This is a genomic window from Streptomyces sp. NPDC006335 (genome assembly GCF_040612795.1).
In the GTDB taxonomy this organism is placed as follows: domain Bacteria; phylum Actinomycetota; class Actinomycetes; order Streptomycetales; family Streptomycetaceae; genus Streptomyces.
In genome coordinates this window covers 42,190-66,875 of record NZ_JBEXQX010000001.1, presented here as the reverse complement: position 1 = coordinate 66,875, position 24,686 = coordinate 42,190, and the positions used below count along the sequence as shown (strand labels likewise).

The window sequence follows — 24,686 nt, the reverse complement described above, 5'->3', positions numbered from 1 at the left end:
AAGTAACCTGGATGAACGGAAGGTGAACTGAGGCGGGCCGCACGGTGACCGTAGTCTTCGGCTATGGCTTTGCCGGGCCCCACCGCCCCCGTGCGACCCGTGCGCCCCACGGCTACGACCCGCCCGCGAACCTCTTGAGCTGACGCGCCGAGCCGTCGAAGAGATTCTGGTCACCCGAAGGCTCCGCTGCCGCCCGTGCGGGGGTTCCACCAGTGGGCGGTCGTGCAGATCACCGGCCGGCGCCCGGTCAGCCGCTCGACCTCGTCGCTGAACGACCTGATCCAGTCGACCGTCCCCGCCTTGCTCATCCGGTAGCACGTGTGCTTCCTGTCGTACGGGTCGTAACGGGTTGTATTCGATGTCGAGCGCGGGCGGCAGGGTCCAGCCGTCCGCGGACCAGGCGCCGCCGTTGCCCACGAAGTACGCGGCCTGCGCCCGGCCCGACGACTGTCCGGCAGCGCGAAGTGGTTCGCCCCGCGGCTGATGCCCGCGTCGCGCGCCCCGTTAGTACTGCTGCCCGAAGCACGGGTTGCGGCAGCCGGTGGACTCGGTCGCCTCGACGTAGGCGAACCTGGCGCCCTCGACCCTGGCCTTCCGCCGGTCGACGTCCTTCTGGTGCGCCGAGACGTCGTGCCCCCCGGGCCGGTCCGCCGCCGGGGCCGGCGTCCCGGCGAACGCCGCGTTTCCCGCGGCGAGCGTGGCCACGGACAGGGCGAGGACGCGGAAGTCCACCGGATTGCGGCCGATCTCCGGCCGAGCCACACGAGGGGCGAAGCCCCGGCCCCGCACAGCCCCCGCACAGCCCCTGCCCCGCGCACAGCACCGCCCCCGCGACGCCCCGGCGCCCCGGCTGGCAGGATCACGGCATGGCTGAGCGACGGCAGGATCCACGGGACGTACAGGGTGCCGGGGGCGGGACGGGAGAGGCGCGGGCCGAGGAGGCGGAGGCCTGGGGCGAGTTGGTCGACACGGCCCGCCGGACGGTCACCGACGGACTGGTCGTCGGCACCTCCGGCAACGTCTCCGTACGCGTAGGAGACACGGTCCTCGTCACCCCGTCGGGCGTCCCCTACGACCGCCTCACACCCGACGACGTGACAGGTGTCGACCTGGAGGGGCGTCAGATCCTCGGCACCCTGGTACCGACGAGTGAAGTCCCCATGCATCTGGCGGTCTACCGCAGCACCGACGCCCGCGCGGTCGTCCACACCCACGCGGTGCACGCCACGGCCGTCTCCACGCTCGTGCCGGAGCTCCCCGCGATCCACTACATGACCAGCGCGCTCGGCGGCCCCGTCCGGGTCGCACCCTACGCCACCTACGGCACCGACGAGTTGGCCGAGAACATGCTCCACGCCCTCGCCGACCGCACCGCCTGCCTCCTCCAGAACCACGGCACGATCGCCTACGGCGCGACTCTCTCCCAGGCCTACGACCGCACGGCCCAACTGGAGTGGATGTGCCGCCTGTGGCTCACGGCCCGCTCGGTCCCCGGCCTGACACCGAACCTGCTGACGCAGGAACAGCTCGCGGAGGCGGGGGAGCGGTTGCGGGGGTACGGGCAGCGCGCTTGAGGGCATGGCCCCTTCTGTCGTACGGCGCGTGGGGGTGCGGTGTGGCCGGTCGCGCGGTTCCCCGCGCCCCTGGGGAGCCGCCGGCACCCTGCCCCAGGACGGACACCCCGCCGCCCCGGCCCCGGTCCGCCCGCCAGGCGGCTGCCGCCCACTGGCCGCAGAGCGCGTCCGACAGGACACTGAAGGCGTGCGCACTGTCAAAGCGACGGCCGCCGCCGTCACCGCAGCCCTGGCCGCCGGCGCTGCCGGAATCGTCGCCGGGCGGATCGCCAGCGACGCCGGACTGAAGGCGCCCGCGGGCCGCCCGCTGCCCGGCGACCCCCGGCTCACCGTCCACTCCACCGCCGCCGGCCGCATCGCCCTCACCCGTGACCTAGCCGCCCTCCGCCCCGGCACCTACGGCCTCGCCGGCGACGGCTCCCACGCCGTCGTGGGGCCCGTCCTCGCCGCGGAACCGCACTCCGCCGACACCGTCGTCCGCCGCCTGGAACGCGTCACCCACGGCACCCTGGCCCCCGGCGACAAGGTGTGGCTCACCCCGAACGCGTACGTCGGCGACCCGAAGTCGGCCCTCGGCCTCGACCACACCGACGTCGACATCCCGGGCGAACTCGGCGCCCTGCCCGCGTGGTTCGTCCCCGGCGTCCGGGACACCTGGGTCATCGCGGTCCACGGCCTCGGCACCACCCGCGAACACGCCCTGAACATCATGGAGTTCCTGCACCGCCACCGCTTCCCGGTCCTCGCCCCCGCCCACCGCGGCGACGCCGGCGCCCCCCGACCGCCGGACGGCCTGCACCACTTCGGCGAGACCGAGTGGCGCGACCTGGACGCGGCGATGCGCTACGCCGTCAGCAACGGCGCCCGCCAACTCGTGCTGCACGGCTGGTCCACCGGCGCCACCATGGCCCTGCACGCCGCCGCCCGCTCCGGTCTGCGCGACCGCGTCAAGGGGCTCGTCCTGGACTCCCCGGTCCTCAGTTGGGAGCTGACCCTGCGTGCCCTCGCCGCGGCCCGCCACACCCCCGGCGTCCTCCTCCCGCTCGCGGTGCGCGCCGCACAGGGCCGCACCGGCCTGCCCAGCGACCACTCCGGCCTCTACGCCGACCGCACCGTCCCCCACGACGACCACGGAGACCGGACCGACGACACGGTCGCCGGCCGACCCCAGCCGCCGACCCTGATCCTGCACGGGCCGGACGACACCATCGCCCCCTGGGAACTCTCCCAGCGTCTCGCCGCCGCCCACCCCGACCGGATCGCCCTCCACACGGTCCGTCAGGCCCCCCACGCGGCGATGTGGAACGCCGACCCGAGCGCCTACGAAGAGGCACTGCGCCGTTTCCTCACCCCTCTGATGTGACCGGCGGGCGCCCCGGCCCCGCAGCTTCCGTTTAAGCGCGTACTACTGGCCTGATCTCGGTGTATGCCCCTCCGCGCGGCCCCGGCGCCGACCCCCGCCGGCGCCCGCGGTGGCATTCCGTTTGGGTTTTCGGACCGTCAACCGGAAGACTGCACCCGTGACGTCCCGTATCCCGCGCGACTCCAGGCTTCGACTCGTCCGCCCGCGACCCCTGGCCGCCGCCCCCACAGCAGTGAACCAACGGCGCCCACGCCGCCCCGCGCCCCGCCCCCCGGAGGGCACACCCGCCCCCGCGGAACTGGCCAGAATGGCGCGCAGGGGCCTTGCCGGCGCGGCGCGCGTCGCGCACTGGGCCGACGGCGCCCTGGGCCCCGGCAGGAACGGCGCGGGCTCCGACGGCAACGGCACCCTCTCCGACGAGACCGCCGCCCGCGCGGCCGAGGACCTCGGCCTGACCCCGGCTCAGGTCCGCGCCGACTGGGACACCGCCCGCCTCGCCGGCCTCGTCGAGGTGCACGGCGACAACGCCCGCCCGGGCTGGCGGCTGCGCGCCTGGGACCGCGACGACAGTGCCGTGCTGCGCGGCTGGGTCGCCCTCTTCGACGCCTGGTCGCTCGCCTTCCCGGAACCCACCGACCGCGAGCCCGCCGCCGTCGCCGAGGTCGTCTCGGCCATGCCCCAGGTGCTCTCCTTCCTCCAGCTGTCCGCCGGCCCCGTCCCCGTCGAGCAGCTCCTGGACCTCCTGGAGCAGCGCGTCACCGAACTGCGCACCGAGCGCTGCGAGATCCCCTACGGCCCCCAGCCGGAGCCCGTGGAGGAGCCCGAGACGGCCGACGCCCCGCTCGCCCCCCTCCTCGACTGGGCCCTGCGCGCCCTCGCCTCCGTGGGCGCCCTGACCTACGGCGACGGCCAGGCGACCCTCACCCCGCTCGGCAACTGGGCGGTGTGGGTCAAGCTGGAGCAGATCTGCGTCGCCGCCCAGAGCCCCGCCGGCAACATCGAGGTCGCCGCCGAGGAGATGCTGCGCGGCTGCGCCCAGCTCCGCCCCAACGCGGCCCGCGCCGAGTACCGCGCCTGGCTCGCCGCCCGCCCCGTCGGCAGCGCCGTCACCGAGCTGCTCGGTGCCGCCCGCGGCGACGACGCCCTGCTGCGCGGCCTCGCCTTCGAGGCGCTGCGGGTCGTCGGCGCCCCCGCCGAGCCCGACGTCCGCTCCGTGGCCGACGAGCCCACCCTGCGGCCGTACGCCCTGCTGTGGCTGGCCGAGCACGACGGGATCGACCCGGAGGACGCCCACGAGGTCCTCACCCGGGAGGAGGCCACCTGGCTGTGGGTCGACACGGCTGCCGCCGTCGCGGACCACGGCGAGGCCCCCATGTTGGTGCGGCACCTGGAGTCCGCCGTCCAGCCGACCGTGCCCCAACTCCTCGACGAGGTACGGGCCGTGGGCCACCCGCGCACCGTGCAGGTCCTGGTCGCCCTCGCCGCCGCCCACCCCGACCCGGCCCTCGCCAAGGCCGTCCGCCGCGCCGCCTTCCAGGTGCACACCGGCGGGTGAGTCAGGCGCCCATCTCCGGCGCGTACGTCCCGAAGCTCCACACATTGCCCTCGGCGTCCCGGGCCATGTAGTCCCGGGAGCCGTAGTCCTGGTCCGTCGGGGGCATCAGGATCTCCGCGCCGTGCTCCACGGCGCGGCGGTGGTGCGCGTCGACGTCGTCCACGACGACGTACACCCCGGTCCGGCCCGCGTCCTTCATCAGCTTGTCGTAGGCGCTGCCGGTGCCCTTGGAACCGAGCATCACCGCGCCGTTGCCCTGCACCAGCTCGGCGTGGGCCACCAGGCCGTTCTCGTCCTCGTACACGGCGAGCTCGGTGAAGCCGAAGGCCTCCGTGAGCTGCTTGATCGCCGCCTTCGCGTCCGTGTACAGCAGTGTGGGGTAGATGCTCGGACGCCCACCGGTCGTGCCCGCCATGCCGATCACTCCCTTGTGACCAGAAGCCGTGAATCCCTCTGGCGTCCAGTCTCGCAGCGACCACTGACAGCGGCCTCCCGGACGTCGTGCCGGCGGGCGGTGACCCTCAACGGAAGGTGTCGCACCGCGTCATGTCGCCGGACTCGTAGCCCTGCCGGAACCAGCTCTGCCGCTGCTGCGCCGACCCGTGCGTCCACGACTCCGGTGTCACCCGCCCCTGGAACCGCTCCTGGATCCGGTCGTCGCCCACCGCCGCCGCCGCGTCCAGGCCGTCGGCGATGTCCGCGTCCGTGAGACTCGTGATGAGCGGCCGGCCCGTCGACTCGTCGTTCGTCGTGGTCGCGTGGTGGGCCCACACCCCGGCGTAGCAGTCCGCCTGGAGCTCCACCTTCACCGCGTTGCTGTCGGCGCCCGTGCGCCCGTCCTGCGACCGGCTCAGCGTGCCCATCAGGTCCTGCACATGGTGCCCGTACTCGTGCGCCACCACGTACGCCTGCGCGAACGGGCCGCCGCTCGCCCCGAACTTGGACCGCAGCTCGTCGAAGAACCCGAGGTCGAGATAGACCCTCCGGTCGCCCGGGCAGTAGAACGGACCGACCGCCGAGGTCGCCGACCCGCACGCCGTGCCGACCCGCTCGCCGAACAGGATCGTGGAGGAGCGGGCATAGGTGGCGCCGCGCCGCTGGAACTCCTGGTCCCAGTAGTCCTGCAGGCTGTTGACCACCGCCACCGTGCGGCAGTCGTCGCGCGTGTTCGCGTCCTGCCCGCTCTTGCAGCTCTGCTCGACCTCGGCGAGGCCGGAGGCCGTGGCCGCGGGCTGTCCGCCGCCGTCGGTGAGCCCGAGCTGGTCGGGGCCGACGCCGAGGAAGAGCCCGAGGAGCAGGACGATCAGCCCGCCGATGCCACCACCGATGGTCGCCTTCCCGCCCGGGACGCGGCTGCCGCGCACGTCCTGCACCTCGGAGGTGTCCAACCTGGCGTCGTCGTCGAACTGCATGCGGACACCTCCGGACCAGGGGCGGCGACGGGACCGACCGGATACCCGGAGCGAGACCAACCGAACACCCGAACCCAGAAAAAGTGCTTGCACGCCCCCGTTAGACTTGGCCCATGGCCATTCTCCTCGCGCATTAGACGGCGGGAACGTCCTCAGCCGCCCATCCGTCAATCCCGAATCCGCCCTGGAGTCTGTCCGTGATCTCCGCCTCCGGTATCGAGCTGCGCGCCGGCGCCCGAGTCCTCATCGAGTCCGCCACCTTCCGAGTCGCCAAGGGCGACCGCATCGGCCTGGTCGGCCGCAACGGCGCGGGGAAGACCACCCTCACCAAGTGCCTGGCCGGCGAGGGCATCCCCGCCGCGGGCCAGATCACCCGCTCCGGCGAGGTCGGCTACCTCCCCCAGGACCCCCGCACCGGCGACCTCGACGTGCTCGCCCGCGACCGCATCCTCTCCGCGCGCGGCCTCGACGTCCTGCTGAAGAAGATGCGCGACAACGAACAGCGCATCGCGAGCGGCCAGGGCGCCACCCGCGAGAAGGCCCTGCGACAGTACGAGCGCCAGGAGACGGAGTTCCTCACCAAGGGCGGGTACGCCGCCGAGGCCGAGGCCGCCACCATCGCCGCCGCGCTGAACCTCCCCGACCGGGTGCTGGGCCAGCCCCTGCACACCCTCTCCGGTGGTCAGCGCCGCCGTATCGAGCTGGCCCGGATCCTCTTCTCGGACGCCGACACCCTGCTCCTCGACGAGCCGACCAACCACCTCGACGCCGACTCGATCATCTGGCTGCGGGACTACCTCAAGACCTACCGCGGCGGCTTCATCGTGATCTCCCACGACGTCGACCTGGTCGAGACGGTCGTCAACAAGGTGTTCTACCTGGACGCCAACCGCGCCCAGATCGACGTCTACAACATGGGCTGGAAGCTCTACCAGCAGCAGCGCGAGGCCGACGAGAAGCGCAGGAAGCGCGAGCGGCAGAACGCCGAGAAGAAGGCCGCGGCCCTGCACTCGCAGGCCGACAAGATGCGCGCCAAGGCCACCAAGACGGTCGCCGCGCAGAACATGGCCAAGCGCGCCGACAAGCTCCTCTCCGGCCTCGAGGCGGTGCGCCAGCAGGACAAGGTCGCCAAGCTGCGCTTCCCCGAGCCCGCGCCCTGCGGCAAGACCCCGCTGATGGCGGAGGGCCTGTCGAAGTCGTACGGCTCGCTGGAGATCTTCACCGACGTCGACCTGGCCATCGACAAGGGCTCCCGCGTGGTCATCCTGGGCCTCAACGGCGCGGGCAAGACGACCCTGCTGCGCCTGCTCGCCGGGACCGAGCAGCCGGACACCGGCGCGGTCGTGCCCGGCCACGGCCTCAAGCTCGGCTACTACGCCCAGGAGCACGAGACCCTGGACCCCGAGCGCACGGTCCTGGAGAACATGCGCTCGGCCGCTCCCGACCTCGACCTCGTCGAGGTGCGCAAGACGCTCGGCTCGTTCCTGTTCTCCGGCGACGACGTCGACAAGCCGGCCGGGGTCCTCTCCGGCGGTGAGAAGACCCGCCTCGCCCTCGCGACCCTGGTCGTCTCCTCGGCGAACGTCCTGCTCCTCGACGAGCCCACCAACAACCTCGACCCGGCCAGCCGCGAGGAGATCCTCGGCGCGCTGCGCACCTACAAGGGCGCCGTCGTCCTGGTCACGCACGACGAGGGCGCCGTCGAGGCGCTCCAGCCGGAGCGGATCATCCTGCTGCCGGACGGTGTCGAGGACCTGTGGGGCGCGGACTACGCGGATCTCGTCGCCCTCGCCTGACCGCCGACGCCGCTTGATCGAATGCGTGATCAACGGCGTATGGATCATTCGGCCCACCGGTGATCCATCATCTGTGTGAGATCTCCTCGTACCGAGGTGTGTCCTACATCGATTTCACGGCCGAGTCCCTTATCGCCAGGGGCTCGGCCGTCGTACGTCTCTGACCTGGCACTTCACAAAGGAACCCGTTCGGCGGTACGAACGCGCCCGGGTGGAATTACGGATTCCGTATGTGGGGACTCGCTCCTGTCGTCAAAACCAGGTCTTACGGACCTTGCCGAATGGGTGGCCATGAACGCCCGGAGGGGTGATCATGAGAGAACCAGAGCGCACTTCCCATGAGGAGGCACGGGTGGCCGAGACTCTGAAGAAGGGCAGCCGGGTGACCGGCGCCGCGCGCGACAAGCTCGCGGCAGACCTGAAGAAGAAGTACGACTCCGGTGCGAGCATTCGGGCACTGGCCGAGGAAACCGGCCGCTCGTATGGCTTCGTGCACCGGATGCTCAGCGAATCGGGCGTCACGCTTCGTGGGCGTGGCGGAGCGACGCGGGGCAAGAAGGCCGCAACGTCCTGAACCGGGCGGCCCATCGGCTTCGATGGTGGCCACCCGGTCGGTCGGACGACCGGCCGGGTGGTTACTGTGCAGTCACTTAGCATCGCTCTGCTGACCGCACGCATCGGAGGCGCCCCATGGCTCTGTCCAGCCAGGACGGCCAGGAATCAGTTCCCCTGCTCGACAAGGACGGCGTACGGCTCACCGTCGAGGACACCCTCGCCACGGTGATGCTGACCAACCCCGCCAAGCGCAACGCGCAGAGCCCCGCTCTGTGGCGGGCGCTCGCCGAGGCGGGTCGGCTCGTGCCGGGCTCCGTCCGGGTCGTGGTGCTGCGTGGCGAAGGCAAGTCCTTCTCCGCAGGGCTCGACCGGCAGATGTTCACGCCCGAGGGGATCGAGGGCGAGCCCTCGTTCATCGACCTCGCCCGCAGTGGTGATGTCGAACTCGACGCCGCCATCGCCGAGTTCCAGGAGGGCTTCACCTGGTGGCGGCGCAGTGACGTCGTGTCCATCGCCGCCGTCCAGGGGCACGCCATCGGCGCGGGCTTCCAGCTCGCCCTCGCCTGTGACCTGCGCGTCGTCGCCGACGACGTGCAGTTCGCCATGCGCGAGACCAGCCTCGGCCTGGTTCCCGACCTCACCGGCACCCACCCCCTGGTGGGCCTCGTCGGATACGCCCGGGCGCTGGAGATCTGCGCCACCGGGCGCTTCGTCACGGCCGAGGAGGCCGTGAGCACCGGCCTCGCCAACATCGCCGTACCGCTCGACCAACTCGACGGTGCCGTGCGGGACTTGGCGGCCGCGCTCCTGTCCGCCCCCCGCGACGCGGTCATCGAGACCAAGGCGCTGCTGCGCGGCGCCCAGGACCGCACCTACGACGAGCAGCGCGCCGCCGAGCGCGCGGCTCAGACCCGACGGCTGCGGGACCTCGCCGGAGTCGGTGACTAGGGGCTGGGACGCCGGCAGGTCCTAGGTCGGCACGGCCGTCACCAGTACGGCCACCGTCGGACCGTCCGGCAGGGCCGCTGCCACGGCGGCGCGGACCTCCCGGGCCACGTCGAGGGCCCGGCGGTCCGCGCCCACCGCCAGTTCGACGCGGACATGGCGGCGCGGCAGCGAGCCGGCGCCGGTCTCCCGGTCCCCGATGTGCACCGGCCGCCCCAGCAGTCCGGTCAGCCCGGCCACACCGGGCACCGCCAGCGCGGCGACCGCCGCGAGCGTCTCGTCGCCCGGCCCCGCCTCCGTGGGACGCGGCGGCTCGGGCGCCCGTACGGCGGAACGATCCGCGCCCTCCGCGCCTTCCTCCAGCAGTGCCGTCACCCGCAGGTCCACCTCGTCGAGCTCCAGTCCGAGCCGCCCGGCCGCCGCCCCGGCGAGCGCCGTGCGCAGCCGCTCCGCCGTCACCGGCAGCGGCTCGGCGGGCGTGGCCTCGAACTCCGCCGTGAGCCGCAGCGGGCCGGGCGGCAGCGCGCTCGGAGGCGGCGGTACGGCGGGCTCGTGCGTCTCCTCCGGACGGGCGAGCCCGATGCGCACCGCGCCCAGCCGGACGTTCCGCAGGTCCACGGCCGCGGCCCGCAGCACACCCCGGGCCGCCTCCTCGGAGATCCACGCGCCGTCACGCGGCCCGCCCAGAGGCAGCAGCCTGCCCAGCCCGAGCTGCTGCCGTACCGTCCGTGCCCATTGCTCCGCCGTCATTACTCCAGCCTGCCGCATCTCCGGCGCGCGTTCGCGCAACCGCGCTTACGGTGGTCGAAGGAGGACGACCGAAAGGGGTGACGGCGATGACCGACATGACACAGAACACCGAGGTGGAGCCGCAGACGCAGGTCCGCAAGACCACCAAGCGCGGCGGTGGCGACCCGGCGACCCGTGGGCGGACCACCATCGCCGACGGGGTCGTGGAGAAGATCGCCGGCCTCGCGGCCCGGGACGTCCTCGGGGTCCACGCCATGGGCAGCGGGCTCAGCCGCACCTTCGGAGCCGTACGCGACCGGGTGCCCGGCGGTTCGAAGTCCGCCACCCGCGGGGTCAAGGTGGAGGTCGGCGAGGTGCAGACCGCGCTCGACCTGGAGATCGTCGTCGACTACGGCGTGTCCATCGCCGACGTGGCCAAGGCCGTGCGGGAGAACGTCATCGCCGCGGTGGAGCGGATGACCGGCCTGGAGGTAGTCGAGGTCAATGTCGCGGTGAGCGATGTGAAGCTGCCCGACGAGGAGGACGAGGAACCGGAGGCCCGGCTCCAGTAGCCACAGCACACATTGAGGAACCTTTAGGGAGCGCGCGATGAGCATGGCCGTGGTCGGCATGATCGCCGGCATGGCGCTGGGCTTCGCAGGGTATTTCGGCGGATTCGGCGCCTTCCTGCTGGTGGCGGCGCTGGGCGCCATCGGCTTCGTCGTCGGCCGGTTCCTGGAGGGGGACCTGGAGATCGGCGACTTCTTCCGCACCCGTGACGACCGGCGGAGATGACGTCCGTGAGCAGTGCGGCCGGTGCGGAGGACGAGCTCCGCAGCCCCCTGACCCCGACCGCCGTTCCCCCTGGTGACCGGGGGGCCACGAGGATCGCCGACCGGGTGGTCGCGAAGATCGCCGGACAGGCGGCCCGCGAGGCGCTCGGGGAGCTCCCCGCCGAGGCCGAGCCCCCCTATGCCACCGTCGCCGTCCACCATGCGGTGGCCCGCGTCCGCATGCACCTCGAACTCGGCTACCCCGGCGACATCGGCGCGCGTTGCCGCGAAGTGCGTCAGCAAGTGGTCGAGCGGGTAGTCGCGTTGGTGGGCATGGAGGTGTCGGAGGTCACCGTCCAGGTGGAGCGGCTGTATCCGGCACAGGCGCACGGCGCGGCACAGGGGAGGACGCGATGAGCGAGCCCCAGGGCTCCGAGGGCACCACACAACGACTGCCGGTCATCGAGCGGGCGGCGGAACCGGACCGGCGCGACCAGTCCGCGTCGGCGGCCGCGTACGGGCCGCCACCCGTCCCGGACACCGACGCGGGCGGCGGCGAACGCCGCTTCTGGTCGGCACGCAGGGTCCCGGCGGCCGTCGTCGCCCTGCTGCTCCTGCTCGCCGCGGGAATCTTCCTGTACGACATCGCGGCCGTCCGGGCGCACCGGCCGGCCATGCACTGGCGCCGCGAACTCTCCCGGCAACTCGCCGAACGCACCCTCGACGACACCTGGGTCCTGATCGGCGCCGGAGTCGCCGCCGCCCTCGGCCTGTGGCTGATCGTCCTGGCGGTCACACCGGGTCTGCGCGGCCTCCTCCCGATGCGCCGCACCCACCCCGACGTCCGCGCGGGTCTGCACCGGGACGCGGCCGCCATGGTCCTGCGGGACCGGGCCATGGAGGTGGCCGGCGTCCAGTCCGCACGCGTACGGATGAGGCGGACCAAGGCCGACGTCCGCGCCGTCTCCCACTTCCGTGAACTGGACGACGTACGCGCCGACCTGGACGCGACCCTCGCCGAGGCGATCAGGGCGCTGGGCCTGGCCCGGCAGCCCGCCCTCTCGGTGCACGTGGCACGGACGACCCGGAAGAAGGGCTGAGGCCGATGCTCAGGACCGTCAACCGCGTACTGATCGGCCTGGTGGGCCTGGTCCTGCTCGTCGTCGGCGGCTCGGTGCTCGCCGTGGGCCTCGGCCTGAACCCGCCCTCGTGGTGGATCCACGACGGCAGGAAGGACGTCCTGCTGAGCGACGCGGAGCGCACCCGCTGGGACGGCGAGGGCTGGTGGTGGCCGACGGTCATCGCCGCACTGGCGCTCGTGGTGCTCCTGACCCTGTGGTGGCTGACGGCGGTCCTGCGCAGGCGCCGCCTCTCGGAGGTACGCGTCAACACGGGTGACGGCGAGGGCGCGCTCCTGAGGGGCCGGGCCCTGGAGGGCGTACTCGAGAACGACGCGGCCGGTGTGGACGGCGTCCACCGGGCCCACGCCCACCTGACCGGCCGCCCGGACGCCCCCGGGACCCGCGTACGACTCCTGCTGGAGCCCCACGTGGACCCGGGAACGGCCCTGCACCACCTGACGTCCGAGGCCTTGACCCACGCCCGCAACTCCGCAGGCCTCGACTCGCTGCCGGCCGAGGTCCGCATGACAGGGGCCAGGCACAAAGCGGAAAGGGTCAGTTAGGGCATGTGGGGGCGCGGGGCTGTATCGATATGCGGCTCCGCCGGTGGGGGATCAGCCCCCCACCGGCCCCCCGGCTAAAACCCGTGCCGCATGCCCCCGTCAACCGGCAGCATGACCCCGGTCAGATAGGAAGCGGCCGGCGACAGCAAGAACGCCGACACGCGCCCGAACTCCTCCGGCGTCCCGTACCGCCGCAACGGAATCCGCGACTCGTTCGCGGCCCGGGTGGCCTCCGGATCGGCCGACATCGCGTCCAGCTCGCGCACGCGGTCCGTGTCGATGCGCGACGGCAGCAATCCGACGACCCGAATGCCCCGCGGCCCGAGTTCGTCCGCGAGCGACTTCGCGAACCCGGCGAGGCCGGGACGCAGCCCGTTCGAAATGGTCAGCCCGGGAAGCGGCTCGTGCACGGACGCCGACAGCACGAACCCGATCACGCCCCCGTCCTCCAACTCGGCCGCGGCCGCTCGGGCCAGCCGTACCGCGCCCATGAACACGGACTCGAATGCGGCCTGCCACTGCTCGTCGGTGTTGTCGGCGACGAAGCCGGGTGCGGGCCCGCCCACGCTGATCAGCACGCCGTCGAAGCCGCCGAAGTTCTCCCGCGCCGCGGCGATCAACCGCTCGGGCGCCGACGGATCGGCGTTGTCCACGCCCACGCCCACCGCGTTCGGCCCCAGTTCCGCCGCCGCGGCCTGCGCACGCGTCTCGTCCCGCCCGGTCACCACGACCTTCGCCCCGTCCGCGACCAGCGCACGCGCGGCCGCGTTGCCGAGCCCACGGGTCGCTCCGGTGACGACGTACACACGGTCCTTCAGTCCAAGATCCATGGCCCCTATCCTGCCTCCTCGCCCCCGAACAGGGTGAGGGCGGTGTTCACCAGACCGATGTGGCTGAACGCCTGCGGGAAGTTGCCGAGCTGGGCGCCGGCCACGGGGTCGTACTCCTCGGACAGCAGCCCGACGTCGTTGGTCAGGCCGAGGAGCCGTTCGAACAGGTCCCGCGCCTCCTTCGTACGGCCGGTCATGTGGAGGGCGTCGGCGAGCCAGAACGAGCACACCAAGAACGTGCCTTCGCCGCCGGGCAGCCCGTCTACGGAGGTCTCCTCGGCGCTGTACCGCCGTACCAGTCCGTCGTGCTCCAGTTCCGCGCGGATCGCGTCGATGGTGCCGACGACCCGGGGATCGTCGGGCGGCAGGAAGCCGGTGCGGGGGATCAGCAGCAGGGACGCGTCGAGTTCGCGCGAGCCGTAGTACTGGGTGAAGGTGCTGCGGTCCGGGTCGTAGCCCTTCTCGCAGACCTCGTGGTGCACCTCGTCGCGCAGCGCGCGCCAGCCCTCCAGGTCGCCGGTCAGATCCGGGTAGGCCTCCAGGGTGCGCACCGCGCGGTCGGCGGCCACCCACACCATGACCTTCGAGTGGACGAAGTCGCGGCGGCCGCCGCGCACCTCCCAGATCCCCTCGTCCGGCTGCCGCCAGGAGGACCGCAGGAAGTCCAGCAGGGCTCTCTGCAGGGACCACATGTGCGACTTCGCGGGCAGGCCCGCCTGCCGGGCCAGCGACAGCGAGTCCATGACCTCGCCGTACACGTCGAGCTGGAGCTGTTTCACGGCCTCGTTGCCGATGCGCACCGGCCGGGAGCCGCCGAAGCCGGACAGCCACGGCAGCTCGAACTCGGGCAGCCGCCGCTCGCCCGCGACGCCGTACATGATCTGGAGGTCCGCCGGGTCGCCGGCGACCGCGCGCAGCAGCCAGTTCCGCCAGGCCTCGGCCTCCTCCAGATAGCCGCACTGCACCAGGGCGGCCAGGGTGAGGGTGGAGTCGCGCAGCCAGCAGTAGCGGTAGTCCCAGTTCCGTACTCCGCCCATCTCCTCCGGCAGCGAGGTGGTGGCCGCGGCCACGATGCCGCCGGTCGGCCGGTAGGTGAGCGCCTTCAGGGTGATCAGGGAGCGGACCACGGCGTCCCGGTGCGGGCCGGTGTAGCGGCAGCGCGCCGACCACGCCTGCCAGTCGGCCACGCTGCTCTCCAGCGTCTCGAAGGGGTCGGTCAGCGGGGGGCGCGGCTCGTGCGAGGGGTGCCAGGTCAGGACGAACGCGACCTTCTCGCCGGCCTCGACGGTGAACTCCGAGTGCGTGCCGAAGTGTTCGCCCCAGGTGCGCACCGGGGGCACGCTGCGCAGCCACGTCGAGTCGGGCCCCGCGACGGCCACCCGATGCCCGTCCGACCTGCGCACCCACGGCACGACCGAGCCGTACTCGAAGCGCAGCCGGAGCGTGCTGCGCACGGTGACCCGGCCGCTGAGCCCTTCCACGACCCGTACGACGTCGGGGGCGACATCGCGCTGCGGCATCAGGTCGGTGACGCGCACCGCGCCCTCGGTGGTCTCCCACTCGGTGTCCAGGACGAGGGTGCCGGGGCGGTACGCGCGCCGGGTACAGCGGTCCGCGCCCTCGGGAGCGATCCGCCAGTGGCCGTTCTCCTCGTCCCCGAGCAGCCTGGCGAAGCAGGCCGCCGAGTCGAAGCGGGGCAGGCACAGCCAGTCCACGGAGCCGTCCAGGCCGATCAGGGCGGCGGTCTGTTCGTCGCCGATGAGGGCGTAGTCCTCGATACGGGGGTGCACGCAGTGCGGTTTCCCGGCGGGCCGGTGGGGCAATCAGGGGTGGGGCCGGGGGAGTGACGCCGTCGTGTTCGTTCCGGTGTTCGAGAAGATCACCCCCGGGTGGGCGGGGGTCTGGTTCAGCACCCACAGTCCGATCAGCGTCGCCAGGGCGAACACGACCGCGATGAGGACGGCGAGGACGAGCCGGCGGCGGCGTTCCCGGCGCAGCCACTCGCCGCGTGCCGTGCGGTAGGCGTCGGGCGCCGCGTGCACCCCGCCCGCCAGCGCGGCGAGGGCCTCCTGGAGATCCTGTTCGGTGCGGTCCGGACTCGCGTCGTGCGAGGGGGTCGCGTCTCGGTGCGTCATCGCCGGGCCTCCATCGCCTGGGTCAGGGCGGCGAGGCCGCGTGCCGTGTGGGTCTTGACGGAGCCGCAGGAGATCCCCATCGCCGAGGCGATCTCGCTCTCCTTCAGCCCGAGCCAGTGCCGGAGCACCAGCGCCTCGCGCTGCCGGGCGGGCAGGTGCTGGAGCGCGTCGATGAGGACGCGCTGGTCGTCGTGGAGGAGCGCGGTGCTCTCGGCGGAGGCGACGAGTTCGTCGGTTCTCGTCGGGGGGTTCTCGACGTGCCTGCGGGCGACCTGGAGGTGCCGTATCCGCATCCGGGTCAGATTGCAGACCGTGGAGCGCAGATAGGCCTCCGCGGCCTCGGCGTCCCGCAGCCGCCGCCACTTCCGGTAGATCTGGTAGTAGGCCTCGGCGACCACGTTCTCCGGGTCGTCGGCGCCGAGCAGCACGGCGAGGCGGAGCATCGAGGCGTAGTGCAGCTCGAAGAGGCGGGCCACGCCGGCCTCACGCTCCAGCTCGGCCGGGTCGGCCGCCGCGGGGGCGAGCGGGACGGACACGGGCGTGCCGTGTCTCAGGTGCTGTCTCACGGGTTGTTCGCTCCCGTCTCCGGGCGCCGCCTGACGGTCAGGCGCGAGGGTAGGTCGGTCAGGTCGGCGCCCCGCGGGACGCCGAGCCGTTCGAGGGCCGCGGTACCGGCCAGGGCGACGGTCAGGTTGAGCAGGAGGGCGACGAGACCGGCGTAGATCTGGAAGGGGCCCGCCCCGATCGTCGAGAACCCCTCGTGGACGACGAGGAAGGTGCCGGACAGCATGCCCGCGCCCCACCCGGCGAGCAGTGCCCGCGGATGCAGCCGCCCCGTGAACAGGCCCACGGCGACGGCCGGGAAGATCTGGAGGATCCAGACCCCGCCGAGGAGCTGAAGGTTGACGGCGTCCTGGTCGCGCAGCCCGAACACGAAGGCCACCGCGCCCACCTTCGCCGTCAGCGACACCGCCTTGGCGATCCGCACCTGCCGCTTGGGCGTGGCCGTCGGGTGCACGTACTCGACGTACACATTGCGGACGAAGCTCGTGGCGGCCGCGATCGACATCACCGCGGCCGGGACCAGCGCGCCCACGGTGATCGCGCCGAACACCAGCCCGGCCAGCGGCCCCGGCATCAGCCGGTCCACCAGCATCGGTACGGCCGTCTCGGCACCGCCCTCCGGTGCCCGCACCCCGGCCGCGAGTGCCGCGATGCCGAGGAACCCGAAGAGCGCGAGCAGCCCCGTCCAGGCGGGCAGGGCCACGGCGACCTTGCGCAGGGTGCGCGGACTGTCGGCGGCGAAACCAGCGGTCAGGACGTGCGGGTACATCAGCAGGGCGAGCGCGGAACCGAGGGCGAGGGTGGCGTAGGCGGGCTGCTGGCCGGGGGAGAGGGAGAGCGCCGGTGCGCCCAGGCGCTCGGCGGCGCCGTCGAACACCGCGCCCGGTCCGCCGAGCCGTTCCAGGACCAGCCAGGTGACGGCGGTGAGGGAGACGAACACGGCGACCGCCTTCAGCGCGGAGATCACGGTGGGCGCCCGCAGCCCGTGCCGGTAGGTGGCCACCGCGAGCCCCGCGAACAGCGCCACCATCACCAGATCGCCGGTCGCACCCCGCGGATACACGCCCCCCGCGGTCAGCACGGCCCGTATCCCGAGCAGTTGCAGCGCCAGGTACGGCATCGTCGCCAGGATCCCGGTCAGCGCGACCACCAGGGCCAGCGGCGCCGAACCGTAGCGGCCCCGCACGAAGTCGGCGGCGGTGATGTAGCCGTGCCGGCGGGCCACCTCACCGAGGCGGCTGAGCAGCACGAAGGCGATCGGGCAGACGATCACCGTGTACGGCACCGCGAAGAAGGCGGCGCCGCCGTTGCCGTACGCGAGGCCCGGTACCGCGGTGAAGGTGTACGCCGTGAAGATCGTGCCGCCCAGCAGCAGCCAGGTCCACACCGGACCCAGGCTGCGGTCGGCCAGCGCCCAGCCCTCCAGGGACGGCAGCCGGTCGCTCGGGCGCAGCCGGCGCGCGGTCACGGCGAGCAGCGACGCCCCGCCGATCACGGCGAGGAACGTCGCGGTCATGGCGCTGTCGGCCATGGTCACCGTCCTTGGTGTGCCCCGGGGTCTGTGCGCGGGGATGGCTGTGCCCTCGCGCATTAGTTGCGCGGACCGCCGGTTCGGATGACGGACACCGGCGGGAAATCTCCCCGGAATTCGCTGTCAACCGTCCGCGGGAGGTGGGCAACTCTTGCACAGACCGACAGCGATGGGGAGAGGAGCGCAGGTCATGGCACGGACCGGTCATCACCGGCTACGGCGCGTCGCGATCGCCGTACTGCTTCTCGCACCCGCCGCGGGACTGCTGTGGGTCCCGATGTACGCCGGTGCGGAGCCGCGCCTGGCGGGCACGCCGTTCTTCTACTGGTACCAGCTCGCCTGGGTTCCGGGATGCGGTCTGTGCCTGCTCGCCGCGTACGTCCTGTCGGACCGACATCGCCGCTGAGCCCTTCTGATTTCGCACCGCTCTTGGTGAGGAGCCGCCATGCCCGAAACCGTCCTTCAGCCTGCCCTTGAGGCGCCTGAAAAATCACGAATGTCACCTCGCTCGATCCTCCTGTGGGCCCTCGTCGCGCTGCTCGGCGCGGTGGCCTGGGGGGTGCTCGCGCTGGCCAGGGGCGAGAAGATCTCCGCGGTCTGGCTGGTCGTCGCCGCCCTCGGCTCGTATGCGATCGCCTACCGCTTCTACTCCCGCTTCGTCGTCCGGCGCGTTTTGCAGCCGGACGACCGCCGGGCCACTCCCGCCGAACGTCTCGAGGACGGCGTCGACTTCCACCCCACCGACAAGCGGGTCCTCCTCGGCCACCACTTCGCGGCGATCGCGGGAGCCGGACCGCTGGTGGGCCCGGTGCTGGCGGCCCAGATGGGCTATCTCCCCGGCACCCTGTGGATCGTCGCCGGAGTGATCTTCGCGGGCGCCGTGCAGGACATGGTGGTCCTCTTCCTGTCCATGCGCCGGGACGGCAAGTCGCTCGGGCAGATGGCCCGCGACGAGATCGGCCGGGCGGGCGGTGCGGCCGCGCTGCTCGCGGTCTTCGCCATCATGATCATCCTGCTCGGCGTGCTCGCCCTGGTCGTGGTCAACGCCCTCGCGCACTCCCCGTGGGGCACCTTCTCCGTCGCCATGACCATTCCGATCGCCCTGTTCATGGGCTTCTGGCTGCACCGCATCCGGCCCGGCCGGGTCGTGGAGACCAGCTTCATCGGCGTCGCGCTGCTGCTCCTGGCGATCGTCGGCGGCAGCTGGGTCCAGAACTCCTCGCTGGCCTCCGCCTTCACCCTCAGCCCGACGACCCTGGTCTTCTGCCTGATCGGCTACGGCTTCGTCGCCTCCGTCCTCCCGGTCTGGATGCTGCTGGCCCCCCGCGACTACCTCTCCACCTTCATGAAGATCGGCACCATCGCGCTGCTCGCGGTGGGGGTCGTGGTGGCCGCCCCGGTGCTGCGCGCGGACGCGGTGAGCGACTTCGCGAGCTCGGGCGCCGGGCCGGTGTTCGCGGGCTCCCTGTTCCCCTTCCTGTTCATCACCATCGCCTGCGGCGCGCTGTCCGGCTTCCACGCGCTGGTCTCCTCCGGTACGACACCGAAGCTGATCCAGAAGGAGTCCCAGGTCCGGCTCATCGGCTACGGCGCCATGCTGATGGAGTCGTTCGTCGCGATCATGGCGCTGATCGCGGCGGCCACCCTGGAGCCCGGCCTGTACTACGCGATGAACGCCCCGGCGGGACTGCTGGGCGCCACGGCCGAGTCGGCGTCCCACGCGGTCGCGGGCCTCGGCTTCACCATCACCCCCGACCAGCTGACCCAGGCCGCGAAGGCGGTCGAGGAACAGACCCTGATCGCCCGTTCCGGAGGCGCGCCGACCCTCGCGGTCGGCATGTCGGAGATCTTCTCCGGGGTGTTCGGCGGTACCGCCATGAAGGCCTTCTGGTACCACTTCGCGATCATGTTCGAGGCGCTGTTCATCCTGACGACGGTGGACGCCGGCACCCGGGTCGGGCGCTTCATGCTCCAGGACATGCTCGGCAACGTGTGGAAGCCGGTCGGCCGGGTCAACTGGAAGCCGGGCATCTGGCTGTGCAGCGCCCTGGTGGTCGCGGCCTGGGGCTACTTCCTCCACACCGGCGCGACCGACCCGCTCGGCGGGATCAACCAGCTCTTCCCGCTCTTCGGTATCGCCAACCAGCTGCTGGCCGCGATCGCGCTGACCGTGTGCACCACGGTCCTCGTCAAGTCCGGGAAGCTGCGCTGGGCGTGGGTCACCGGCGTGCCGCTGGCCTGGGTGGTCGCGATCACCTTCACCGCGGGCTGGCAGAAGATCTTCTCGGACGATCCGCGGGTCGGGTTCTTCGCCCAGCGCGCCAAGTACGCGGACGGCATCGACGCGGGCCAGGTGCTCGCGCCCGCCAAGACGCCGGCCGACATGCACACGGTGGTCACCAACTCCACGGTCGACGGGGTGCTGATCGCCCTGTTCCTGCTGCTGGTCGCGGTCGTCATCGTCAACGCGGGGGTGGTGTGCGTGCGGGCCGTACGGGCGCCGGGGTCCTCGCCCACGACGGAGGCGCCGTACGTCGAGTCGCGGATCGGTGCCCCCGGGGCCACGGAGGGGGCCGGTGAGGAGCTGGTCGGGGTGCGGTCGTGAGCCTGGCCGAAGGGGTGGCCGTGGCTGCACGGCGGTGGGCGCGGGCGGTTCGCTGGTACCTGCGGGAGCTGACCGGGGAGGCGGAGTACGACCGCTACCGCGAGCGGCAGCTGCGCCACCACCCGCTCGCGCCGGTACCGAACCGGCGGGAGTACGAGGTGCTGCGCGCGCGGCACCGGGAGGCTCATCCGCAGGGGCGGTGTTGTTGACACCGCTGTGCGTGACTGCGGCTCGCGATGCCGGTGGCTGGTGCCGGGGCACTCGTGACGGGGGTGGCTGGTGCCGGGGCTCGTGACGCGGTGGCTGGTGCTGCGGCTCGTGACGGGGGTGGCTGGTGCTGCGGCTCGTGACGGGGGTGGCTGGTGCCGGGGCTCGTGACGCGGTGGCTGGTGCTGCGGCTCGTGCCGCGGGTGGCTGGTGCCGCGGATCGTGACGGCGGTGGCGGCGCCGCTGGGTCGCATCGGTGCCGCGGACCGTGGGGGCGGGTGCACCGCCCGCCCCCTTACTCCACTCACCTTCCGGGACAGAGATGTTCAGACGTCGTACCGCCCTGCTGGTCCGCCCCGCCCTGGACGACGACGCGCTGCACGCGACGCTGACCGAGCTGCGGCCCACGCTCCAGTTGCACGGGCTCGGTGCCGGTTCCAGCCGACCGCTCTGGCAGCCGGTCGCCCAGTTGCTGCGGGACACGGGGAAGGACTGGGACCGCCGGTGGCACCGGATGTCCGTCCTGGCGGACGGGTTGCCGGCCGGGGTGTGCCGGCGGTGGATCACCGAACGACCCGATGACGGGGACGCGCTGGTGCTCTGGGCCTGCGTCCGGTGTGCGCGGCGGGACCCGGCCGACGGTCGGGCCGCCGTCCAGGACGCCGAGCGGGCGTGTCTGCGCGCCGCGGAGGCCTGCCCCGACGATCCGACCCCCTGGCTGGCCCTCCTGGGGCTGATGCACTCCCTCGCCGTGCCGCCCCGGGACGCCGTGCCCGTGTGGACCGAGGCCGTCACCCGGGCACCCTGGCACCGGGGCGCCTATCACCGGCTGCTGAGCTGTCTGTCCCCGCGTGGACAGGGCTCGGTCGCCGACATGATGGACTTCGCCGGTCATGGGGCCGCCCGCGCTCCGCACGGCTCACCGCTCGCCCTGCTCCCCGTGGCGGCCCGCGTCGAACTCGTCGCCCACCGCCGGCGGCAGATGTCCCTCGGGGCGGACAGCCACTGGAACGAACCCCGGGCCGGCGCGGAGATCGAGTCGGCCTTGACCGACTGGTTCCACACCGCGGCCGCACCGCACGCCGAGGCCGTCTCCGACCTCAACATCCTGGCCTTCGCCCTCGTCCGCATGCACCGCCCGACCGACGCGGCCCCCGTCTTCCGGCGGATCGGCCCCCACATGACCCCCTGTCCATGGGGACTGCTGCCCGAGCCGGAGCGCACGTTTCTGTATTGGCGGGATCGTCTGGGGCGGTGAAGGCGGTGAAGCCGGTGAGGTGGCTGATGCGGGGGGGGGTGACGCCTGATACGGGGGATGCGGCGCGGCCCGGACCGGACCGGACCGGACCGGACCGGACCGGGGCCCGGCGAACCGGGTGGCCGTGTGTCCCGGGCGACCCCGGTGGCCCGTGGGTCAGACCGCCGCCGGCTCCGCCTCCGCCGTGCCTTCCTGCTCCGCCTTCTCCCGGCGGTCACGGAGTTCACGTCGGACCAGGACGATCCACCCGATCGGAACGCCCACGGAGAACAGCCACCACTGGATGGCGTAGGCGTAGTTCAGCGCGGCGTCCTCCTTCCCGGGGTCGGCGCCGATCAGTTCCGGGCTGTCGCCCTTCGGCTCGGGGGCCGTCTGGGCGATGTAGCCGCCGAGCACCGTGGCGCCCAGCCGCTTGGCCTCCTGCTCGCTGTTGATCAGCATGATCTGCCGGTCCGGAAGCCCCTTGAGGTTCTTGATGCCGCTCGCCGCCGTGGTCTCGTCGGGCATCAGCCGCCCGGTGACGGTGATCTCGCCCCGCGGAGGAGCGGGGATCTTGGGGAACGCGGTCTGGCTCGGACCGTTCGCGGGGATCCAGCCCCGGTTGACCAGCAGCACCTTGCCGTCGTCGAGGACGAAGGGGGTCAGGACGTGGTAGCCCACCTCGTCGTCGGAGTTGGTGCGGCGCCGGACCACGACCTCGTCGTCGGTGTCGAAGTGCCCCTTCGCGGTCACGCTGCGGTACCGGTCGTGGGTGGTGATCGTGTGTCCGGGCGAGGTCATCCGCTCCACGGGCACCGGCTTCGCCGACAGCGCGTCGGAGACGAGCTCGTTGCGGGCGGTGCGCTCCTCGTAGCGGTGCATCTGCCAGATGCCCAGCCTGATCATCGTGGGGATGAGGAGGAGGGCGACCAGCGTGAGGATCACCCACTGCCGGGACAACAGGAAGCGGTACACCCCACGACCGTACAACTCGGACCCAGGGGTGTCCGCACAGGGGTGTGGTCCGCCCCGTGGACCAGGCCACCCAATGGAGCGCCGTCAGCTTGCGGGGGCCGGTCCCGCCCCTGACGATTCGGCTTATGACACGTTGCGAAGTGTGTGGGAACGACTACGAGCTGGCGTTCACCGTCGAGACCAAGGACGGGGCACGGCACGTCTTCGACTCGTTCGCCTGCGCGATCCACCGCATGGCTCCCATCTGCGAGCACTGCCGGGTGCAGATCATCGGCCAGGGCGTCGAGGTGGACGGTCACTGGTTCTGCGGCGCGCACTGTGCCCGGGCGGAGGGCAAGGTCGGCATCGTGGACAAGATCGGCTCCGCTGTGTGACCCCGGCGAGGCGGTCGCCGGACCGTTGATCGGCTGCGGCGCCTCGGCCTCCGTCCGGCGCCGGCCGCCGCCTGCGACGGCGAGGTCCCGTGTGGGCGGTGGCGGCGAGGCTTTCGGGCCGGCGGGCCGACGGGCCGGCGGGCGGGCGGTGACGGCCGGGCTCCCGTGTGGGGTGACGGCGGCCCTGGGGTTGCTCCCCGGTCCCGGAGAACAGGGCCGGCCTCGCCTTGCGTGTCGCGGGAGGCCGCCGGGTAACGGCGTGAACGACGGACACCGCCCCGCACCCACCCACCCACCCGCCCGCTCGCGGAAGACGGTCCCCCTCAAGAAGTCGTAACGGTGGACGTGTTGGTTCCCGCGGCTCGTGGCGAGCGGCAGCACCAGGTGTGCATCGGTGCGCGGTTGCCCAAACCGTGCTCCGGCCGGTCCGCGCGTGGGCGCGTCACGCCCCGCACGCGGGGTATGCCGTGGCCACGCCCGCCTGCCCACCTGTCGGGCGGCACGACCCGGACGTCCGGTCTCCCGTGAAAGGCAGTCCCCGATGAGTGACACCAACGCACTGGAACCGCTCGCGACCTTCTGCGGTGACTGCGACTGCGGCTGCCCGCAGTTGTTCGTCGACCCGGGTGCCCCGGCGGAGCGCCGCGTCCTGCTCACCGACGACTTCGGCCAGCGCGTCCAGATGAGCACCGACCAGTTCGCCTCGCTGGTGGCGGAGGCCAAGTCGGGCAAGCTGGACGGCATCGCCCTCGCCTGACCGACCCGGCGGTGAACCCGACTCACCCGCTACCGGTTCCGTACGGTCACCCCTCCGACGCCGGCTCCACATCCCGCAGAAGCTGCCCGAAGGCCGCCTCGTCGACGACCGGTGTGCCGAACTGCCGGGCCTTGACCACCTTGGACGTGCCCGAGTCCGGGTCGTTGGTGACGAGCAGACTGGTCAGCCGGGAGATGCTGGTGGCGACATGCAGCCCGGCTTCGATCGCCCGGTCCTCCAACAGGTCGCGCTCGGTCGAGGTGTCCCCGGAAAAGGCGATGCGCATGCCCTGTTTGAGCGGTTTGCCGTCCTCGTACCGCCCCGGGTTGGGGTAGGGGCACGCGGGCCGCTTGCGCGCGGGCCGCCAACTGGTCGCCCGGTAACCGCCGTAGCCCGACGACGACTGCCGGGGCACCGCCCGGTCACTCCACTCGGTCAGCGGCCGGCACTCGTGCAGCGGCAGCCGCACGCTTCGCGCGGCGGCGGCCCGCAGACTCGGCCGGAACGCCTCCGCGAGCACGCGCGCGTCGTCGAGGGCATGGTGCGCCCGCTGCTGTACGACGCCGAAGTGGGCCGCCAGCGACTCCAGTTTGTGGTTGGGCAGCGGCAGGCCGAGCTCCTTCGACAGGACGATGGTGCACAGCCGCTGACTCACCGGCGCCACCCGGCCCGCGCGCGCGTACTCGCGGGCGATCATCTGCCAGTCGAAGACGGCGTTGTGCGCGACGAGCACGCGCCCGTCGAGCCGGGCCGAGAACTCGTCGGCGATGTCCTGGAAGAGAGGGGCGCCTTCGAGCGTCTCGCTCGTCAGCCCGTGGATCCACACGGGACCCGGGTCACGCTCGGGATTGACCAGCGTGTACCAGTGGTCCTCGACCTCGCCGCGGGCGTCAAGTCGGTAGACGGCCGCGGAGATTATCCGGTCGTCGCGGGCCAGGCCGGTGGTCTCCACGTCGACGACCGCGTATCCCTGCGGATACGCGGCCGGCCACGCTGTGGGGGAGGACGCTGCGGTCGTCTGGTCTTCGAGCATGGTTCACGAGGATACGGGCCACGACTGACAGTCCCTCACGGTGGCGTCGGTA

At 72.4% G+C, this 24,686-nt stretch carries 27 protein-coding genes and 1 pseudogene; 17 read left to right on the top strand and 11 right to left on the bottom strand.

Going from position 1 to position 24,686, the window contains the following annotated elements; translation table 11 throughout:
* Positions 1 to 112: 112 nt before the first annotated feature.
* Positions 113 to 711 (bottom strand): annotated as a pseudogene (locus tag ABZ098_RS00345) (GH25 family lysozyme).
* 155 nt (positions 712 to 866) lie between these two features.
* On the opposite strand from ABZ098_RS00345, the gene ABZ098_RS00340 reads away from it, so the two are divergent.
* From ABZ098_RS00340 to ABZ098_RS00330, 3 genes are all read left to right on the top strand, one after another.
* Positions 867 to 1,574 carry a class II aldolase/adducin family protein gene (locus ABZ098_RS00340; protein WP_356585682.1) on the top strand — a complete coding sequence of 236 codons (708 nt, stop codon included), beginning with the start codon at positions 867 to 869 and terminating at the stop codon, positions 1,572 to 1,574.
* Between the two features lie 187 nt (positions 1,575 to 1,761).
* Positions 1,762 to 2,937 (top strand): alpha/beta fold hydrolase, encoded by a 1,176-nt coding sequence (locus ABZ098_RS00335; protein WP_356585680.1) that lies wholly within the window; start codon positions 1,762 to 1,764, stop codon positions 2,935 to 2,937.
* 157 nt (positions 2,938 to 3,094) lie between these two features.
* A complete protein-coding gene (locus tag ABZ098_RS00330; protein WP_356585678.1) occupies positions 3,095 to 4,492 on the top strand; it encodes a hypothetical protein in 1,398 nt (465 codons plus the stop codon).
* 1 nt (position 4,493) lies between these two features.
* On the opposite strand, the gene ABZ098_RS00325 is transcribed toward ABZ098_RS00330, so the two are convergent.
* Entirely contained in the window at positions 4,494 to 4,907 is a 414-nt protein-coding gene (locus ABZ098_RS00325; protein ID WP_356585676.1) for a VOC family protein, read from the bottom strand.
* A 106-nt stretch (positions 4,908 to 5,013) separates the two neighbouring features.
* The gene (locus ABZ098_RS00320) at positions 5,014 to 5,904 is read right to left on the bottom strand and encodes a neutral zinc metallopeptidase (protein ID WP_356585674.1); all 891 of its coding nucleotides are present in this window, start codon (positions 5,902 to 5,904) and stop codon (positions 5,014 to 5,016) included.
* A gap of 197 nt (positions 5,905 to 6,101) precedes the next feature.
* On the opposite strand from ABZ098_RS00320, the gene ABZ098_RS00315 reads away from it, so the two are divergent.
* From ABZ098_RS00315 to ABZ098_RS00305, 3 genes are all read left to right on the top strand, one after another.
* Positions 6,102 to 7,700 (top strand): ABC-F family ATP-binding cassette domain-containing protein, encoded by a 1,599-nt coding sequence (locus ABZ098_RS00315; RefSeq protein ID WP_125191005.1) that lies wholly within the window; start codon positions 6,102 to 6,104, stop codon positions 7,698 to 7,700.
* 352 nt (positions 7,701 to 8,052) lie between these two features.
* Positions 8,053 to 8,274, top strand: a complete 222-nt coding sequence (locus ABZ098_RS00310; protein ID WP_010355597.1) for a helix-turn-helix domain-containing protein — start codon at positions 8,053 to 8,055, stop codon at positions 8,272 to 8,274.
* Positions 8,275 to 8,390: 116 nt separating this feature from the next.
* A complete protein-coding gene (locus tag ABZ098_RS00305) occupies positions 8,391 to 9,203 on the top strand; it encodes an enoyl-CoA hydratase/isomerase family protein (RefSeq protein WP_356585671.1) in 813 nt (270 codons plus the stop codon).
* Between the two features lie 21 nt (positions 9,204 to 9,224).
* On the opposite strand, the gene ABZ098_RS00300 is transcribed toward ABZ098_RS00305, so the two are convergent.
* A complete protein-coding gene (locus ABZ098_RS00300) occupies positions 9,225 to 9,950 on the bottom strand; it encodes a nucleopolyhedrovirus P10 family protein (RefSeq protein WP_356585669.1) in 726 nt (241 codons plus the stop codon).
* 86 nt (positions 9,951 to 10,036) lie between these two features.
* On the opposite strand from ABZ098_RS00300, the gene ABZ098_RS00295 reads away from it, so the two are divergent.
* From ABZ098_RS00295 to amaP, 5 genes are read left to right on the top strand one after another with little or no spacing between them, the layout of a single operon-like run.
* Complete coding sequence (locus ABZ098_RS00295; RefSeq protein ID WP_356585667.1) at positions 10,037 to 10,501, top strand: Asp23/Gls24 family envelope stress response protein; 465 nt, start codon at positions 10,037 to 10,039, stop codon at positions 10,499 to 10,501.
* 37 nt (positions 10,502 to 10,538) lie between these two features.
* Entirely contained in the window at positions 10,539 to 10,724 is a 186-nt protein-coding gene (locus tag ABZ098_RS00290; protein WP_124002412.1) for a hypothetical protein, read from the top strand.
* The gene (locus tag ABZ098_RS00285) at positions 10,721 to 11,119 is read left to right on the top strand and encodes a hypothetical protein (protein ID WP_356585665.1); all 399 of its coding nucleotides are present in this window, start codon (positions 10,721 to 10,723) and stop codon (positions 11,117 to 11,119) included. The genes ABZ098_RS00290 and ABZ098_RS00285 overlap by 4 nt, the downstream gene beginning before the upstream one ends.
* Complete coding sequence (locus ABZ098_RS00280; protein WP_356585663.1) at positions 11,116 to 11,802, top strand: DUF6286 domain-containing protein; 687 nt, start codon at positions 11,116 to 11,118, stop codon at positions 11,800 to 11,802. The genes ABZ098_RS00285 and ABZ098_RS00280 overlap by 4 nt, the downstream gene beginning before the upstream one ends.
* A gap of 5 nt (positions 11,803 to 11,807) precedes the next feature.
* The gene (amaP, locus tag ABZ098_RS00275; protein ID WP_356585661.1) at positions 11,808 to 12,386 is read left to right on the top strand and encodes an alkaline shock response membrane anchor protein AmaP; all 579 of its coding nucleotides are present in this window, start codon (positions 11,808 to 11,810) and stop codon (positions 12,384 to 12,386) included.
* Between the two features lie 74 nt (positions 12,387 to 12,460).
* On the opposite strand, the gene ABZ098_RS00270 is transcribed toward amaP, so the two are convergent.
* Genes ABZ098_RS00270 through ABZ098_RS00250 form a run of 5 tightly spaced genes read right to left on the bottom strand, consistent with a single transcriptional unit; the run spans position 12,461 to position 17,446 of the window.
* Positions 12,461 to 13,216 (bottom strand): SDR family oxidoreductase, encoded by a 756-nt coding sequence (locus ABZ098_RS00270; RefSeq protein WP_356585659.1) that lies wholly within the window; start codon positions 13,214 to 13,216, stop codon positions 12,461 to 12,463.
* A gap of 5 nt (positions 13,217 to 13,221) precedes the next feature.
* Positions 13,222 to 15,006: a glycoside hydrolase family 15 protein gene (locus tag ABZ098_RS00265; RefSeq protein WP_356585657.1), complete on the bottom strand. Its 1,785-nt coding sequence runs from the start codon at positions 15,004 to 15,006 to the stop codon at positions 13,222 to 13,224.
* 33 nt (positions 15,007 to 15,039) lie between these two features.
* Entirely contained in the window at positions 15,040 to 15,351 is a 312-nt protein-coding gene (locus ABZ098_RS00260) for a hypothetical protein (protein ID WP_356585655.1), read from the bottom strand.
* The gene (locus tag ABZ098_RS00255) at positions 15,348 to 15,917 is read right to left on the bottom strand and encodes a sigma-70 family RNA polymerase sigma factor (protein ID WP_356585653.1); all 570 of its coding nucleotides are present in this window, start codon (positions 15,915 to 15,917) and stop codon (positions 15,348 to 15,350) included. Before ABZ098_RS00255 ends, ABZ098_RS00260 begins: the two co-directional genes overlap by 4 nt.
* Positions 15,914 to 17,446, bottom strand: coding sequence for a sodium:solute symporter family protein (locus ABZ098_RS00250; protein ID WP_356585652.1), 1,533 nt, complete (start codon positions 17,444 to 17,446; stop codon positions 15,914 to 15,916). Before ABZ098_RS00250 ends, ABZ098_RS00255 begins: the two co-directional genes overlap by 4 nt.
* A gap of 190 nt (positions 17,447 to 17,636) precedes the next feature.
* Between ABZ098_RS00250 and ABZ098_RS00245 the strand changes: the two genes are divergently transcribed.
* The 4 genes from ABZ098_RS00245 (at position 17,637) to ABZ098_RS00230 (ending at position 21,516) form a co-directional block, all read left to right on the top strand.
* Entirely contained in the window at positions 17,637 to 17,852 is a 216-nt protein-coding gene (locus ABZ098_RS00245; RefSeq protein WP_356585650.1) for a DUF3311 domain-containing protein, read from the top strand.
* 90 nt (positions 17,853 to 17,942) lie between these two features.
* Positions 17,943 to 20,051 (top strand): carbon starvation CstA family protein, encoded by a 2,109-nt coding sequence (locus tag ABZ098_RS00240; protein WP_356585648.1) that lies wholly within the window; start codon positions 17,943 to 17,945, stop codon positions 20,049 to 20,051.
* Positions 20,052 to 20,071: 20 nt separating this feature from the next.
* Positions 20,072 to 20,260: a YbdD/YjiX family protein gene (locus tag ABZ098_RS00235; protein ID WP_356587571.1), complete on the top strand. Its 189-nt coding sequence runs from the start codon at positions 20,072 to 20,074 to the stop codon at positions 20,258 to 20,260.
* 320 nt (positions 20,261 to 20,580) lie between these two features.
* Positions 20,581 to 21,516, top strand: a complete 936-nt coding sequence (locus ABZ098_RS00230) for a hypothetical protein (protein WP_356585646.1) — start codon at positions 20,581 to 20,583, stop codon at positions 21,514 to 21,516.
* A gap of 156 nt (positions 21,517 to 21,672) precedes the next feature.
* Here the strand turns inward: ABZ098_RS00230 and ABZ098_RS00225 are convergent, their stop codons facing one another.
* Entirely contained in the window at positions 21,673 to 22,470 is a 798-nt protein-coding gene (locus tag ABZ098_RS00225; protein WP_356585644.1) for an SURF1 family protein, read from the bottom strand.
* Between the two features lie 125 nt (positions 22,471 to 22,595).
* Between ABZ098_RS00225 and ABZ098_RS00220 the strand changes: the two genes are divergently transcribed.
* Entirely contained in the window at positions 22,596 to 22,844 is a 249-nt protein-coding gene (locus ABZ098_RS00220) for a hypothetical protein (protein ID WP_356585642.1), read from the top strand.
* Positions 22,845 to 23,385: 541 nt separating this feature from the next.
* Positions 23,386 to 23,601, top strand: a complete 216-nt coding sequence (locus ABZ098_RS00215; RefSeq protein WP_356585640.1) for a hypothetical protein — start codon at positions 23,386 to 23,388, stop codon at positions 23,599 to 23,601.
* A gap of 46 nt (positions 23,602 to 23,647) precedes the next feature.
* Here ABZ098_RS00215 and ABZ098_RS00210 read toward each other — a convergent pair whose 3' ends face one another.
* A complete protein-coding gene (locus ABZ098_RS00210) occupies positions 23,648 to 24,634 on the bottom strand; it encodes a DEDDh family exonuclease (RefSeq protein WP_356585638.1) in 987 nt (328 codons plus the stop codon).
* Positions 24,635 to 24,686: the final 52 nt, after the last annotated feature.

Bases quoted from the DNA above. Each gene is read 5' to 3' on its own strand.
- ABZ098_RS00340 (WP_356585682.1), top strand. From the start codon at position 867: ATGGCTGAGCGACGGCAGGATCCACGGGACGTACAGGGTGCCGGGGGC.
- ABZ098_RS00325 (WP_356585676.1), bottom strand. From the start codon at position 4,907: ATGGCGGGCACGACCGGTGGGCGTCCGAGCATCTACCCCACACTGCTG.
- ABZ098_RS00320 (WP_356585674.1), bottom strand. From the start codon at position 5,904: ATGCAGTTCGACGACGACGCCAGGTTGGACACCTCCGAGGTGCAGGAC.
- ABZ098_RS00305 (WP_356585671.1), top strand. From the start codon at position 8,391: ATGGCTCTGTCCAGCCAGGACGGCCAGGAATCAGTTCCCCTGCTCGAC.
- ABZ098_RS00300 (WP_356585669.1), bottom strand. From the start codon at position 9,950: ATGACGGCGGAGCAATGGGCACGGACGGTACGGCAGCAGCTCGGGCTG.
- ABZ098_RS00295 (WP_356585667.1), top strand. From the start codon at position 10,037: ATGACCGACATGACACAGAACACCGAGGTGGAGCCGCAGACGCAGGTC.
- ABZ098_RS00290 (WP_124002412.1), top strand. From the start codon at position 10,539: ATGAGCATGGCCGTGGTCGGCATGATCGCCGGCATGGCGCTGGGCTTC.
- ABZ098_RS00285 (WP_356585665.1), top strand. From the start codon at position 10,721: ATGACGTCCGTGAGCAGTGCGGCCGGTGCGGAGGACGAGCTCCGCAGC.
- ABZ098_RS00280 (WP_356585663.1), top strand. From the start codon at position 11,116: ATGAGCGAGCCCCAGGGCTCCGAGGGCACCACACAACGACTGCCGGTC.
- amaP (WP_356585661.1), top strand. From the start codon at position 11,808: ATGCTCAGGACCGTCAACCGCGTACTGATCGGCCTGGTGGGCCTGGTC.
- ABZ098_RS00270 (WP_356585659.1), bottom strand. From the start codon at position 13,216: ATGGATCTTGGACTGAAGGACCGTGTGTACGTCGTCACCGGAGCGACC.
- ABZ098_RS00260 (WP_356585655.1), bottom strand. From the start codon at position 15,351: ATGACGCACCGAGACGCGACCCCCTCGCACGACGCGAGTCCGGACCGC.
- ABZ098_RS00250 (WP_356585652.1), bottom strand. From the start codon at position 17,446: ATGGCCGACAGCGCCATGACCGCGACGTTCCTCGCCGTGATCGGCGGG.
- ABZ098_RS00245 (WP_356585650.1), top strand. From the start codon at position 17,637: ATGGCACGGACCGGTCATCACCGGCTACGGCGCGTCGCGATCGCCGTA.
- ABZ098_RS00240 (WP_356585648.1), top strand. From the start codon at position 17,943: ATGTCACCTCGCTCGATCCTCCTGTGGGCCCTCGTCGCGCTGCTCGGC.
- ABZ098_RS00230 (WP_356585646.1), top strand. From the start codon at position 20,581: ATGTTCAGACGTCGTACCGCCCTGCTGGTCCGCCCCGCCCTGGACGAC.
- ABZ098_RS00220 (WP_356585642.1), top strand. From the start codon at position 22,596: ATGACACGTTGCGAAGTGTGTGGGAACGACTACGAGCTGGCGTTCACC.
- ABZ098_RS00215 (WP_356585640.1), top strand. From the start codon at position 23,386: ATGAGTGACACCAACGCACTGGAACCGCTCGCGACCTTCTGCGGTGAC.
- ABZ098_RS00210 (WP_356585638.1), bottom strand. From the start codon at position 24,634: ATGCTCGAAGACCAGACGACCGCAGCGTCCTCCCCCACAGCGTGGCCG.